This window comes from Candidatus Accumulibacter necessarius, assembly GCF_036625085.1.
The window spans coordinates 67,005-80,707 of sequence record NZ_JAZKUM010000010.1; the positions used below are offsets into that span (position 1 = coordinate 67,005).

Sequence of the window (13,703 nt, forward strand, 5' to 3'; positions counted from 1 at the left end):
ATGAGGTGAAGTGATGCGACGTGAAAACCTGCGATGAAACCTCCTTCATTTAGTTTGTCGGCCGGATTCTATTCGGGGCGTGCGGCGCTGGCAATCTCTCCGCCTGCCAATGGCTGGTCACTGTCTTCGGAAACGGCCAGCACGGCGGCATCGGCACGTCCATGCTGGAAGAAGACAGCGATACGCGCGCCAGGTTCCAGCATTGTGCTGCTGCGTACGATCTGCCCCTGCACGTTGGTGACGATGCCGTAGCCGCGGGCGAGTACCGCCCGCGGGTTCAGATGGGCAAGGCCGGCAGCCAGGCGGCCGAGGTCGGCGGACTTGCCGTGCAGCATCTTGTGGAACGTGCCATGGAGTCTTGGTGCCAGCGCTTGCAGGCGGCCGGCGTGACGCGCCGAATCGGGGCGGATCAACAGCAGGCGACGGGCCAGGTCGGCTAGCATCGTGCGTGCCCTGGCGCTGGCTTTCAGCAGACCAGAGCCGAGGCGGCGCTCAAGATTGCGCAGGCCCTCATGGTGGCGAGCGAGGTACTGCGCCGGGTGTTGGAGTCGGTGCGCCAGCCAGTCCAGCTGTTGGCCTCGCTGGTTGATCTGCTGTTCGACGTGGCGACCCAAGGCGAACTGGTTGGCGGCGAGCCGGGCGAGCAGTGCGGACCGTTCGGGTGCCGCCAGTTCGGCCGCCGCGGTTGGTGTAGGCGCACGCTGGTCGGCGGCAAAGTCGGCGATCGTGAAGTCCGTCTCATGACCGATGCCGCTGATCACCGGCATCGGACAGGCGCGGATCGCCCGTGCCACAGCCTCGTCGTTGAAAGCCCAGAGGTCTTCGATGCTGCCGCCACCCCGACAGACGATCAGTACTTGGCACTCCCGACGCTCGCCGGCGTTGCGGATGGCTTCGGCGATCTGTGAGGCCGCGCTGTCCCCCTGCACGGCTGTCGGATACAGGACGATCGCGACCTGGCCGGCACGTCGCCTGAGCGTGCTCAAGACGTCGCGCAAGGCAGCCGCCTGCGCTGACGTGACGATACCGACGCGGTGTGGAAACGCCGGCAAAGGGCGCTTGCCGGCGCTGTCGAACAGTCCTTCACGTTCAAGTCTTTCCTTGAGGCGGAGGAACTGTTCGTAGAGGTTGCCGACCCCGCCTCGACGAGCCGCTTCGACGTTGAGCTGGAAATCCCCGCGTGCCTCGTAGAGGGTGACCAGGACGCGCGCCTCGATGTGCTGGCCGTTTTCCAGTCGCCAGCCGAGGAGCTGCGCGCGACTACGGAACATGACACAGCGCACCTGAGCGGCGCGATCCTTGAGCGAAAAGTAGAGGTGTCCCGACGCCGCATGGCTGAGGTTGGAGACTTCGCCAGCTACCCAGCAGAGCGGAAACGCCGCTTCAAGTCGCTCGCGAGCGAGGCGATTGAGCATCGAAACCGGGATTACCGGCACGGCCATGGGTAGGCCGGTAATGGTGAAGTCTAAATCTGGCATGGGCGGATTCTACATGGCTGCCTGATCTTTGCGCCTCCTGCCGAACGCGCTGGCAGCCCGTCTGGCCCGGGCTTCACCGACTGTGTGCCGCGCGGTTTTCGGGCAAACAGGAAAACCCCTTCCTGAATGGGCACTTGGCCGTTTCACCAACAGCCTGATCGCGGGCTTATCCACAGATTCTGGGGATAAGCCCATTCTCAGGGCAAGAGCCGCTTGAAAAACCAGTGCAGGGCTTGCTGCAACGGCCGCCGCAGGCTAAAGTGCCCGTCTGAAAAATCTCCCGGAGGAAAACGTGTTTTCCATCATTCAGGCTGCTGGTTGGCCGATCTGGCCCTTGCTGCTGGCATCGATCGTTGCCGTCGCGCTGATCATCGAGCGCCTTGTTGCGCTGCGGCACAGCAAAGTGGTTCCCCCCGGTCTGTTGCAGAGGGTGGTCACCGAGTTCCGAAAAAGCGGGGCAAGTGTCGAAATGGTCGCCAATCTGGAGGCACACTCGCCGCTCGGTCGTGTCCTCGGGGCTGGCCTGCGAAACGTCGGCAGTTCGCGCGAGATCATGAAGGAGGCGATCGAGGAAGCCGGTAGCGTCGTGTCGCACGATCTTGAACGCTACCTGACGACCCTGGGCACCATCGCTTCGATCAGTCCCTTGATGGGTCTGTTTGGTACCGTGGTGGGCATGATCGAGATCTTCGCTTCGCAGACTCCCGGTGGCGGCAACCCGGTCCAGCTCGCACACGGTATATCGGTCGCCCTCTACAACACCGGTTTCGGGCTGTTGATCGCCATTCCGAGCATGATCTTCTGGCGACATTTCCGCGCCCTGGTTGATGGTTTCGTCATCGAGATGCAGCGGCAGGCCGTGCGCATGGTCGAGGTCCTGCACGGCGAACGCAAGTCTTGACGATGAGGGGCGGGTGATGAATTTTCGCCGTGGTCGCAGCAGTGATGTGCCCGAGATCAATCTGATTCCACTCATCGACGTGCTGCTGGTGATCATCATCTTCCTGATGCTGACCACCACCTACAGCAAGTTCTCGGGACTCGAGATCAACCTGCCGACCGCCGACGCGAGCAAGCAGACAGAGCCGCCGAACGAGATCAACGTGGCGCTGACCGCTGCCGGTCAGGTGCTGGTCAACAAGGTGCCGCTGGCGACGGTCACCGTGCAGGCGATCAGCGAGGCCTTGCGGCGCGCTGCCGGTGACACCAAGGAGCCGGTGATTGTGATCAACGCCGACGCCAAGGCAAACTACCAGAGCGTCGTCGACATCATGCAGGCAGCCCAGACAGCGGGCTATCCACGGATTTCCTTCGCCACACAATCGCCCCACTGATGCCTTACTGATGTCCCGTTTCGGCATGACGCAGCGTCTTCCCGGCTGCTGGTACCGGCGACGGCTGGCCGTCGCGTTGTGGCCCCTGCTACCTCTATCGTGGCTGTTCCGTCTGCTCGCAGGCCTGCGTCGCTGGCTGTACCACTGCGGTGCACTGCGCTCGTGTCGCCTCTCGGTGCCGGTGGTCGTGGTCGGTAACCTGACCGTCGGTGGCAGTGGCAAGACCCCGCTCGTGCTGTGGCTGGTTCGCAGCTTGCAGGAACAGGGGTGGCGGCCGGGAATCATCAGCCGCGGTTACGGCGGCGGCGGCCAGGTACGCTCAGTGGCGGCATCCTCCCTGTCGTCGCTGGTCGGCGATGAACCCCTCTTGCTGGCCAGGCGCAGTGGCGTGCCGGTCTTCGTCGGGCGCGACCGCGTTGCCGCAGGACAGGCGCTGCTGGCTGCTCACCCCGACTGTGATGTGATCGTCTCCGACGACGGGCTGCAGCACTATCGCCTGAAGCGCACGGTCCAAGTGGTGGTGTTTGACAGCCGCGGCGCAGGCAACGGTCGCCTCTTGCCGGCCGGGCCCTTGCGTGAGCCCTTGCGGCGTCTCGCCGGCGTTGACGCCGTGGTCTGGAACGGTCCCGCGGAAAGACGCGTTGAGGGTGCGGCGCGGCACTTGCCACAGTTCGATATGCGGCTTGCTGGCCAGCGCTTTGTTGCCATAAGCGGCAGACAGAGCAACTGCGACGCCGATTTCCTCAAGGGCCGGCAGCTCCACGCAATTGCCGGCATCGGCGACCCCCGCCGCTTTTTTTCGCAGCTCAAAGCCCTCGGGCTCGAATTCGAAGCGCATCCGTTTCCTGATCACCATCCCTATAGCGACGCCGATCTTGCCTTTGCCCGGCACGGCGTCCTGCTGATGACCGAGAAAGATGCGGTAAAATGCGAGGCGCTGGTCACTGGTGAGGCTTGGGTCCTGCCGGTCGAGGCGGTGATCACTTCGCAGCCTGGTCAGCCCGGTCTGCTAGAGACAATTCTGGAGAAACTCCATGGACGCCCGCCTGCTTGATATTCTCGTGTGCCCGATTTGCAAGGCCAATCTCGAATACCGCAAGGCACAGTCGGAACTGGCGTGCAAGCCCTGCCGGCTGGCTTTTCCGATCCGTGATGGCATTCCGATCATGCTCGCGGACGAGGCCCGTCCGCTATCGGAAGACGAGATCTGACCGCGCAGAGAGCGAAGGCGGCGGCGTGCACATTCAATTCAAGATCGTTATTCCAGCTCGTTACGCGTCCACACGCCTGCCGGCGAAGCCATTGCTTGATCTCGGCGGTAAGCCGATGGTTGTGCGGGTGGCTGAGCGCGCCCGGCTGTCGGGTGCCGACGAGGTGCTGGTGGCCAGCGACCACGCGGAAGTGCTGGACGCAGCCAGGCAGCACGGCTTGCGCGCTGTGCTGACCCGGTCTGAACACGCGAGCGGGACCGATCGTCTGGCTGAGGTCGTCGCGTTGTCAGGCTGGAGCGACGAGACGATCGTGGTCAACGTTCAGGGCGATGAACCGTTGATTGATCCGGCCTTGATCGTCCTTACGGCCTGCCGCCTGGCGGAGAGTGGTGCCGACATCGCGACGGTGGCGCACCGGGTAGCAGATGCTGCCGATTTCTTCAACCCGAACATTGTCAAGGTGGTACTGGCGGCAAGCGGTGACGCAATGTACTTCTCGCGCGCACCGATACCCTACGCTCGCGACCACTTTGCTCGCGAGTCTGGTGGCGAGACACTGCCTCCCGAGATGCTCGCCTATCGGCACGTCGGGATCTACGCCTACCGCGCACGCTTCCTGCGAACCTACGCCGAACTGGCTTCGTCACCGCTCGAAAGCCTTGAGGCGCTGGAACAATTGCGCGCCCTGTGGCACGGTTTCCGCATCAGCGTGGCGATTGCCGATCACCTGCCAAGTGCCGGCGTGGACACCCCGGAGGATGCCCTGCGCATGCAGGAATGGTTCAAAAAGGTTTGACCGTGCGCGCGTTTGAGGGTAAGTTTCCGCCTGTTGGTCACGACAACGTGATGTTGCGCCACTCTGAATGGGCCACAACTATCTGAATTACTGGACAAACTGCTCGATTTGATTCTCTCACAAGGCGAACAATGAAACTCATCCTGCTAGGCGCGCCAGGGGCCGGCAAAGGCACTCAAGCCCAGTTCATTCGTGAAAAGTTCGGCATCCCCCAGATCTCTACCGGAGACATGCTGCGCGCTGCTGTCAAGGCAGGTACTCCTCTCGGCATCGAAGCCAAGAAGGTCATGGATTCTGGTGGCCTGGTTTCGGACGAAATCATCATCGGCCTGGTGACTGATCGCCTGCAGCAGGCGGATTGCCAGGCGGGTTATCTGTTCGATGGTTTTCCGCGCACCCTGCCGCAGGCCGAAGCGATGAAGGTCGCTGGCGTGGCGCTTGACTATGTGCTTGAGATCGACGTGGCCGACGAAGAAATCATTGAGCGGATGAGCGGTCGTCGTGTGCACCCCGCTTCAGGCCGTACCTACCACATCCGCTTCAATCCGCCCAGGGTGGCCGGAAAAGACGATGTCACCGGGGAGGATCTGATTCAGCGCGACGACGACACGGAAGAGACGGTCAGGAAGCGCTTGCAGATCTATCATTCGCAGACCAAGCCCCTGCTCGAGTACTACAGCACGTGGGCTGCTAGCGGCGACTTCAAGGCGCCAAAGTGTCGCAAAATTGCCGGTGTCGGCAGCGTGGATGACATCAGGCAGGCGGCCTTCGCGGCTCTGCTGTAGCCTGAACGATGACGGTAGCGCCGACGCCAGCAGTCTTCGGTCAGCGGTATCGCTGCCCCTTACGGTTTTCGCTGGTGGCGCTGGCTAGGGTGGGGTGGGCGCGCAGGCGTTGGTCTACGGATTGCCGGTCGGCAAAGCGGGCGTCGCCCAATGGGGATGCGGGTAATTGGCCGGTTCTGGTTGCCGCATGCGCACCCGTGTCGCGGTCTTGGCTTGAAGGGACATAGTCTGGTTCGGGCACTGGCGTTCTTTTCGTGGTTCAGTTGTGGGGCAAGTCAGACCCGTGGAGACCCTCCGGAGTCTCCGCAGGGCCGGGGTAACTTTAGTGAGGGAGGTAGTGTATGTCTTCAGGTCTGATGTTCGCGCTTGTATGCGCGGTCATTGCGGTGCTTTACGGCGCTGCCATGACGAAGTGGATTCTCTCGTTGCCAGCCGGCAACCCACGCATGCAGGAGATCGCCAAAGCCATTCAGGAAGGCGCTTCGGCATACCTTGCCAAACAGTACACGACCATTGGTCTCGTCGGCGCGGTACTTTTTGTCCTGATCTGGTTTGCGCTCGGCAAGCTGATGGCCATTGGCTTTCTGATCGGTGCGGTGCTTTCGGGTGCGACCGGTTTTATCGGCATGAATGTTTCCGTGCGGGCCAACGTGCGCACCGCAGAAGCGGCGCGTAGCGGCATTTCTGCGGCGCTCGATGTCGCCTTCAAGGGTGGCGCCATCACCGGTATGCTGGTGGTTGGTCTGGGCCTCCTCGGGGTGGCGGGCTATTACGCGTTCCTCAAGGGCACCGGCGCCGACTTTCAGCACAGTGTTGAACCGCTGGTCGGTCTGGCCTTCGGTGGATCGCTGATCTCGATCTTTGCCCGTCTTGGTGGCGGCATCTTCACCAAGGGCGCAGACGTCGGCGCCGACCTGGTCGGCAAGGTCGAAGCCGGCATTCCCGAGGATGATCCACGCAACCCGGCGGTCATTGCCGACAACGTTGGTGACAACGTTGGCGACTGTGCCGGCATGGCGGCGGACCTCTTCGAGACCTACGCGGTGACCGTGGTGGCGACGATGGTGCTCAGCGCGATGATGCTCAAGGGAGTTGCCAGTGCCAACGACAACCTGATTGTCTACCCGCTGGTGCTGGGTGGCGTTTCGATCATCGCTTCGATCATCGGCTGTTTCTTTGTCAAGGCCAACGACGGCGGCAAGATCATGAACGCCCTCTACCGCGGCCTGGCCGTGGCCGGCGTGCTGGCCCTGATTGCCTTCTATCCGATCACCACCATGATGCTTGGCAACGGCATCACTCTCGTCGATGGCAGCCTGATCAGTTCGATGAACATCTTCTGGTCGGCGGCGGTTGGTTTGGTGCTGACGGGCCTGCTGGTCTGGATCACCGAGTACTACACCGGTACAGACTTCTCACCGGTGAAGCGCGTTGCCGAAGCCTCAACCACCGGCCACGGCACCAACATCATCGCCGGCCTTGCCGTCTCGATGAAGGCCTGTGCGTTGCCCGTGCTCTCCGTCTGCGCGGCGATCTACATCACGTATGCTCTGGCCGGCTTGTACGGCATCGCCATTGCCGCGACCTCGATGCTGTCAATGACCGGCATCATCGTCGCGCTCGACGCCTACGGACCGATCACCGACAACGCTGGCGGCATCGCCGAAATGTCTGGTCTGCCGAAGTCGGTGCGTGACGTGACCGATCCGCTCGACGCGGTCGGCAACACCACCAAGGCGGTGACCAAAGGGTATGCCATCGGTTCGGCTGGCTTGGCGGCGCTGGTGCTTTTCGCCGATTACACGCACGCGTTGGAAACCAATTTTGGTGGTAGCCTGCGTTTTGACCTCTCCGATCACATGGTGATCATCGGTCTCTTCCTCGGTGGCCTGATTCCCTATCTGTTCGCCGCCATGGCCATGGAAGCGGTCGGCCGGGCCGCCGGTGCGGTGGTCATCGAAGTACGTCGGCAGTTCAAGGAAATCAAGGGGATCATGGAAGGCAAGGCGAAGCCCGACTATTCGCGCGCCGTCGGCATGCTGACCGCAGCGGCCATCCGGGAAATGATCATCCCCTCGCTGCTGCCGGTACTGGTGCCGGTTCTCGTCGGCCTGCTGCTGGGTCCGAAGGCGCTTGGCGGCCTGCTGATGGGAACGATCATCACCGGGCTGTTCGTCGCCATCTCGATGACCACCGGTGGTGGCGCCTGGGATAACGCCAAGAAGTACATCGAGGATGGCCACTTCGGCGGCAAAGGCTCCGAGGCCCACAAGGCAGCGGTGACCGGTGATACCGTCGGCGATCCCTACAAGGACACGGCTGGTCCGGCGGTGAACCCGCTGATCAAGATCATCAACATCGTCGCCCTGATGATCGTGCCCCTGATGGTCCCCGCTTCTGTCAGCAAGCCGGTGGCTGCCGCTCCGGTGGCCGCAACGGCGGCAGTGCCGGCGGCCAAGCTCTATTTCGCGGTGGGTGTGGCCGAAGTACCGGCCGACGCTGGAAAAACCCTCGAAGCGATTGTTGCCTATGCCAAGGCTAACCCGACGGCGCAACTGGCCGTTTCGGGATTCCACGATACGACCGGTAGCCAGGCAACCAACGAGGAAATCGCCAAGAACCGGGCGATGGCTGTACGGGATGCCCTGAAAAACGTCGGTATCGCCGAGGAGCGCGTCGAACTCAAGAAGCCCATGGTTACCACGGGCACGGGAGGTCCTGAAGAGGCACGCCGTGTCGAGGTCAGTGTGAAGTAATCCGTCGGCGGACAACGCCCCCGAACAAAAACGGGCCGCTTGACGGCCCGTTTTTGTTGTTTCTGCTGGCTGGCCTGCGGGCCGGCGATCAGGCTGCCTGCTACCCTGCTATCGGTTCAGGGATGGATTGAGCGTGTAGCTGCCGGTCAGGCTTGCCTCCGCAAGAACGTGTCCCTGCATGGCTGAGCGGACTTGTTGTCCGGTCAGCTTGCCTTCGATATTCAGCCTGGCGACATCGAGTGCGAAAACCGTAAACACGTAACGGTGGACGATCTCGTCATTCCAGGGCGGGCAAGGACCATCATAGCCGTAGTAGTCGCCGCGCATGTCGTTGTCACTGGCAAACCAGCCGGTGTAATCGTTGATTCCCTGGCGCGCGCCGTGTGCCGCGTGTGGACCAGGTTTGCCGCGCGGGGTGACATCGCTGCAGAACTCGCCCTCCCTGATCTCGCTGAGACTCGCTGGCAGATCAATCAGCACCCAGTGGAAGAAATCGACCCGCGGCAGCGCCGCTGGTACGGTGCGGTCTTCCTGATTGACGTCGTCGCCCTGGCTCGGCACGTCGGGATCATGGCAGATGACGGCAAACGACTGGGTTGACGCCGGTGCGCCACTCCATGCCAGCTGCGGGTTGAGATTGCTGCCCAGGCAGACATGGTGCGCCGGGTCGGGGATACAGAAGGCGAAGGCGCCCGGGATCCGCTGACCCTCATTGAAACTGCTGCTGATCAATTTCATCGTTAATCCTCCTGGTTGATTACTCGGCCCCACTGCGTTTGAAGTCTCGCAGGCGAAAGCCGACGACCCATAGTGTAGCGAAATAGATGGCCGCACCGAAGCCGACGACCCCAGAAAGACGCAGCAGGCGATCGGTCAGGCTCCAGGTAAGCCAGGTGCCTGCTTCTCCGGTGACAAACCAGAGCGCGATGCCCATCGTCGCCATGGCGCAGCCCAGCCGGCAGTAGAACAGCAGCCAGCCGGGCTGGGGAATATAGATTCCGTGCTGGCGAAGACCACGGTAGAGCAGGGTGGCGTTGAGGCAGGCGGCCAGTCCGATGGCCAGTGCCAGGCCGGCGTGTGCCAGCCAGCCAATCAGGATCAGGTTCAGCCCCTGGGTTACGGCCAGGCTGAGCAGCGCGATGCGGACCGGCGTGCGTACGTTCTGGCGTGCGTAGAAGCCTGGTGCGAGTACCTTCACCAGGATCATGCCAAGCAGGCCGAGACTGTAGGCGACCAGCGCATCGCGCGTTCTGAACACGTCGCCAGCGGTGAAGGCGCCGTGGTGGAACAGGGTCGTGATCAGCGGTACGGCGAGAATCGCCAGTGCCAGAGCTGCCGGGGCGGCGAGCAGAAAGGTCAGCCGCAAACCCCAGTCGAGCAGGCGGGAATACTCGTCGTGTTGCTGCGTGGCGTGGCACCGGGCCAGCGAGGGCAGCAGAATGGTGCCCAGCGCGGCGCCGAGCAAGCCGGCCGGAAACTCCATCAGGCGGTCGGCGTAGTACAACCAGGAGACACTCCCGGTGTTGAGAAAGGAGGCAAAGATGGTGTTCAGCAGGAGACTGACCTGCGCTACGGAAACGCCGAGAACGGCTGGCGCCATCAACCGGAAGATCCGCCGCACCCCCTCGTCGCGCAGGCTGATCGAGAATCTCGGCAGCATGCCGATACGCTGCAGGCTGGGGATCTGGAATGCCAGTTGCAGGGCGCCACCGAGAAACACCGCCCAGCCGAGAGCCATTATCGGCGGATCGAAATGCGGCGCGGCAAAAAGCGCCATGAGAATGAACGAGACGTTGAGCAGTACGGGCGTGAAAGCGGGGACGGCGAATCGGCTCCACGTATTGAGAACGCCGCCGGCCAGCGCAACCAGGGACATGAAAAGGATGTAGGGAAAGGTGATGCGAGTCAGGTTGACGGTCAGAGCGAACTTCTCGGGGTCGTCGCTGAAGCCCGGCGCCGAGACATAGACCAGGACTGGCGCCGCGGCCATGCCGATCAGGGTCACCGCCAGGACGATGAGAAAAAGCAGGCTCGCGACACGGTCAACGAGCTGCCTGGTGTCGTCACTGCCGCGTTTGTTCCGGTATTCGCCAAGCACCGGAACAAAGGCCTGCGAGAACGCGCCTTCGGCAAACAGGCGGCGCAGCAGATTGGGCAGCTTGAAAGCGACAAAGAAGGCGTCGGTGAGCATCCCGGCGCCGAAAGTGCGCGCGATCACGAAGTCGCGCACGAAACCAAGTATGCGCGACAGCAGGGTCATGCTGCTGACGGTGGCGAGTGTCTTGAGAAGGTTCATTCCGTGTCCGTGCGTGTTTTCCGATTCAGGTATGAGTCTGAAGGAGCGACGGAGTGGGTGACGCGGTGATGCGGGTTGAAGAAAAAACGGCAGTCTACCGGATTCCGCCGAGGGGCGTTGAGATGATCCTGGCGGTGTACTTGTTTGCAAAGGGCACGGCAGGCGGACGGTGGCGTTTGGCCAGGAAAACCTCAGCCAGACGGTTACGCTGCCACCTGGTCACCAGACCACTGACCTGAGCCCGGTTGTAGCCGCTGGTGTGCTGCAGGGACCTCAGCACAACGCCACGCTCGCGCTTCCTGCGACCGGGGCAGTCACAGGGTTTGACGACGAGACTGATGTGTTCATACCGCCCGCCATCGTCGTCTGCCGCCGAGAACTCAAGCGATATGCTGGCGTTGAGAAACTGCTCGATCTGCTCAATCGTGGTCAGCCGTGCTTCGTTCATGTGGATCACCATCCTTGCGATGATCAACCCGAGCTCAAGTCACCCGCAATTTCTTTCTCAGGCTCATACCTCGTTGGACAAGGCGAATCGTTGGCTAGGCTGCGACAATCGGATAGAATGCGCCACACCATGGATTCCCTTTCTCTGATACGTGAATTCCTTCAAGGCCGACTGGGTGTCGAGCCGGAGAGGGTCGTCCCAGAGGCCCTCCTGGAGCCACTGGGCGTCGATTCGCTGATGGCTCTCGAGTTGATGTTCGAATTTGAGGACCGGTTCGGAATCACCCTGGCGAAGGGACTGAAGGCTCCCCGGACGGTCAGTGAAATGGCAGGCCTGATGGACCGGCTGCGCGGCGAACATCAGTCTTGACTCATGGGCCAGCGTCGCGTTGCCATCACGGGTTTGGGCCTGGTCAGCCCGTTTGGCGATAAGCTTTCGGACTTCTTCCAGCACATTTTGAACGGTGAATCGGCTGTTGGATTGTTCCGTATCGACGAGCTGCCGCGTGTTCTGGCCATTCCTTTTGTCAGCTGCCCTGGTTTTGACGCCAACGCTATCCTGGGCAAAGCGCTGGCGGGAACGATGGATCGGTACGCTCAGCTCGGGACGGCCGCGGCTTTCGCCGCCTGGGATGATGCCGGTCTTGGTCGCGAGCAAGGCGTTGAAAACCGCGAAAACTGGGGTGTTACCTGGGGAACGGCGCTCGGTGGCACGCTGGCTTACGAAAAGGGGTACCGAGAACTGTGGCAGAAGGGCCGCGAACGGATCTCGCCTCTCTCGGTGATTCTCGGCATGAATAACGCTGCCAACGCCCACATCTCGATCCAGCTTGGTCTGGGCGGCGTTAGCATGAGTTGCACGGTGGCCTGCGCTTCGTCGACCATTGCCATCGGCGAGGCCTTCCGTCGGGTGCGCAGCGGCGAGGCGCCGATCATGCTGACCGGTGGTTCTGACGTGCCGCAGGCCTACGGCGTCGTCCGCGCATGGGAGGCCCTGCGCGTCATGGCCAGTGGCGATGCGACGACTTCTGCCTCCGCCTGTCGTCCGTTCAGCGCCGACCGAAGTGGTCTCGTGCTTGGCGAGGGCGGTGCAGCACTGGTACTCGAAGACTGGCAGCACGCCGTTGCCCGCGGGGCGAGTATTCATGCCGAAATCGTTGGTTACGGCACCACTTGCGACCATGCGCACCTGGTTCGCCCGGAGGCTGCAGGTCAGGTTCGCGCCCTGCGGGCGGCACTCACTGATGCGGCGCTCCGCTCGGACGAGATTGACTACATCAATGCCCACGGGACAGCGACGATCGAAGGCGACCCGGTGGAGGCCGAGGCGCTCCGCGAAGTCTTCGGCGCCTGCGTCACGAAGCCGGCGGTCAGCGCAACGAAGTCGATGCACGGTCATCTACTTGGCGCTGCCGGTGCGCTGGAAGCGATCGTTACCGTTCTGGCTCTGCGTGCGCAGGCCATCCCACCGACGGCTCATCTCGATAGGATCGATCCGGCGTGTGCCGGCGTCGATCACGTGATCTCGGCCCGGCGCGACCGGCCGCTGCGGGCAGCACTATCCAATTCCTTTGCTTTCGGCGGCAGCAACGCGGTGCTTGCTTTCCGCGCTGCCTTTCGATAACTTCACGGAAAAGACGCGATGTCTCAAGAAGCACGCCCGCTAGCAGCCGAAGCACTCCTCGAGGAAGTCGCCGAACTGATTGTCTCGGCACTCAATCTCGACCTGGAGCCAAATGAGATTGATTCAGATGCGCCGCTGTTCGGCGAAGGACTCGGTCTGGATTCGATCGATGTTCTTGAAATTGCGTTGGTCACATCGAAACGCTACGGTTTTCAGTTACGCTCCGATAACGAGGACAATGTGCGTATTTTCTCGTCCTTGCGCACGCTGGCAGCGCACATCGCGAGCCAGCGAACGAAATGACCGGCATCACCTCGGCCAGCCTGCTGCGTGGCCTCAGCGTGACCGGGCTGTTGATCGCCTGGGCATGGCTCGCGCACGACGCCAGCGCCGGGGCAGGAGGTTCCGATTTGGCGGTTGCCATGGCTAGCACATGGATGCTCGCCATCATCGTCATTCTGCTGTGGCGCGTGGGCAAGCCATGGTGGCTGATCGCCGGAGGGCTGGCCGTCGTCGTCATCCTCCCCTGGCACTGGCAAACGCTGCGGCAGAACGTGGCCATGCTCTATTACCTGCAGCACGTCGGTACCAACCTGACGCTTGGCTTGTTGTTCGGATGCAGCCTTTTCGGCCAGGGGGAGGCGCTGGTCACCCGGTTTGCCCGTCTGGCCCACCACGGAGTGCTTTCGGAGGCGCAGTTCTTCTACACCAGGCAGGTGACCATCGCCTGGACTGTCTTTTTCGGGGCAACTGCGGTGCTGTCTACGGTGCTTTTTGTTTTCGCGTCGCCGATTGTCTGGTCGGTTTTCGCGAATCTGCTCGCCATGCCGCTCCTGTGCCTGATGTTTGCCGCGGAGTATCTGGTTCGCCATCGCGTCCTGCCGCCGGCAGATCGCACCGGGATTGCCGATACCATTCGCGGCTACCGGGAATCGGTACGCGATTGGCGCACAATGGCGAGCGACCGTTGAGCAGT

15 protein-coding genes are annotated in these 13,703 nt (G+C 62.2%); 11 read left to right on the forward strand and 4 right to left on the reverse strand.

The genetic code is table 11. From position 1 onward, the window contains the following. Positions 1 to 68 precede the first annotated feature (68 nt). On the reverse strand, positions 69 to 1,478 hold the full coding sequence (gene xseA / locus V5B44_RS22275) for an exodeoxyribonuclease VII large subunit (protein ID WP_332361242.1): 1,410 nt from the start codon (positions 1,476 to 1,478) through the stop codon (positions 69 to 71). 292 nt (positions 1,479 to 1,770) lie between these two features. Here xseA and V5B44_RS22280 point away from each other — a divergent pair, with 292 nt between their 5' ends. The 7 genes from V5B44_RS22280 (at position 1,771) to V5B44_RS22310 (ending at position 8,360) form a co-directional block, all read left to right on the forward strand. Further along, positions 1,771 to 2,379 carry a MotA/TolQ/ExbB proton channel family protein gene (locus V5B44_RS22280; protein WP_332361243.1) on the forward strand — a complete coding sequence of 203 codons (609 nt, stop codon included), beginning with the start codon at positions 1,771 to 1,773 and terminating at the stop codon, positions 2,377 to 2,379. A gap of 16 nt (positions 2,380 to 2,395) precedes the next feature. After that, positions 2,396 to 2,812: an ExbD/TolR family protein gene (locus tag V5B44_RS22285; RefSeq protein ID WP_332361244.1), complete on the forward strand. Its 417-nt coding sequence runs from the start codon at positions 2,396 to 2,398 to the stop codon at positions 2,810 to 2,812. Between the two features lie 10 nt (positions 2,813 to 2,822). Continuing rightward, positions 2,823 to 3,866: a tetraacyldisaccharide 4'-kinase gene (gene lpxK, locus V5B44_RS22290; RefSeq protein WP_332361245.1), complete on the forward strand. Its 1,044-nt coding sequence runs from the start codon at positions 2,823 to 2,825 to the stop codon at positions 3,864 to 3,866. Continuing rightward, a complete protein-coding gene (locus V5B44_RS22295) occupies positions 3,847 to 4,023 on the forward strand; it encodes a Trm112 family protein (RefSeq protein ID WP_332361246.1) in 177 nt (58 codons plus the stop codon). The genes lpxK and V5B44_RS22295 overlap by 20 nt, the downstream gene beginning before the upstream one ends. A gap of 31 nt (positions 4,024 to 4,054) precedes the next feature. Beyond that, positions 4,055 to 4,819, forward strand: a complete 765-nt coding sequence (gene kdsB / locus V5B44_RS22300) for a 3-deoxy-manno-octulosonate cytidylyltransferase (protein WP_332361325.1) — start codon at positions 4,055 to 4,057, stop codon at positions 4,817 to 4,819. Between the two features lie 131 nt (positions 4,820 to 4,950). Continuing rightward, positions 4,951 to 5,604, forward strand: a complete 654-nt coding sequence (gene adk / locus V5B44_RS22305; RefSeq protein ID WP_332361247.1) for an adenylate kinase — start codon at positions 4,951 to 4,953, stop codon at positions 5,602 to 5,604. A gap of 341 nt (positions 5,605 to 5,945) precedes the next feature. Further along, on the forward strand, positions 5,946 to 8,360 hold the full coding sequence (locus V5B44_RS22310; protein WP_332361248.1) for a sodium-translocating pyrophosphatase: 2,415 nt from the start codon (positions 5,946 to 5,948) through the stop codon (positions 8,358 to 8,360). Between the two features lie 108 nt (positions 8,361 to 8,468). Here the strand turns inward: V5B44_RS22310 and V5B44_RS22315 are convergent, their stop codons facing one another. From V5B44_RS22315 to V5B44_RS22325, 3 genes are all read right to left on the reverse strand, one after another. Next, positions 8,469 to 9,098 carry a YbhB/YbcL family Raf kinase inhibitor-like protein gene (locus V5B44_RS22315; RefSeq protein ID WP_332361249.1) on the reverse strand — a complete coding sequence of 210 codons (630 nt, stop codon included), beginning with the start codon at positions 9,096 to 9,098 and terminating at the stop codon, positions 8,469 to 8,471. 19 nt (positions 9,099 to 9,117) lie between these two features. Then, complete coding sequence (gene murJ / locus V5B44_RS22320) at positions 9,118 to 10,656, reverse strand: murein biosynthesis integral membrane protein MurJ (RefSeq protein WP_332361250.1); 1,539 nt, start codon at positions 10,654 to 10,656, stop codon at positions 9,118 to 9,120. 94 nt (positions 10,657 to 10,750) lie between these two features. Further along, the gene (locus tag V5B44_RS22325; RefSeq protein WP_332361251.1) at positions 10,751 to 11,104 is read right to left on the reverse strand and encodes a hypothetical protein; all 354 of its coding nucleotides are present in this window, start codon (positions 11,102 to 11,104) and stop codon (positions 10,751 to 10,753) included. Between the two features lie 117 nt (positions 11,105 to 11,221). On the opposite strand from V5B44_RS22325, the gene V5B44_RS22330 reads away from it, so the two are divergent. The 4 genes from V5B44_RS22330 to V5B44_RS22345 are packed head-to-tail and all read left to right on the forward strand — an operon-like array spanning position 11,222 to position 13,698. Next, positions 11,222 to 11,473 carry an acyl carrier protein gene (locus tag V5B44_RS22330; RefSeq protein WP_332361252.1) on the forward strand — a complete coding sequence of 84 codons (252 nt, stop codon included), beginning with the start codon at positions 11,222 to 11,224 and terminating at the stop codon, positions 11,471 to 11,473. A 3-nt stretch (positions 11,474 to 11,476) separates the two neighbouring features. Next, complete coding sequence (locus V5B44_RS22335) at positions 11,477 to 12,727, forward strand: beta-ketoacyl-[acyl-carrier-protein] synthase family protein (protein ID WP_332361253.1); 1,251 nt, start codon at positions 11,477 to 11,479, stop codon at positions 12,725 to 12,727. Positions 12,728 to 12,745: 18 nt separating this feature from the next. Continuing rightward, positions 12,746 to 13,030 (forward strand): phosphopantetheine-binding protein, encoded by a 285-nt coding sequence (locus V5B44_RS22340; RefSeq protein ID WP_332361254.1) that lies wholly within the window; start codon positions 12,746 to 12,748, stop codon positions 13,028 to 13,030. Then, positions 13,027 to 13,698, forward strand: coding sequence for a hypothetical protein (locus V5B44_RS22345; protein ID WP_332361255.1), 672 nt, complete (start codon positions 13,027 to 13,029; stop codon positions 13,696 to 13,698). Before V5B44_RS22340 ends, V5B44_RS22345 begins: the two co-directional genes overlap by 4 nt. The last annotated feature ends 5 nt before the right edge of the window (positions 13,699 to 13,703 follow it).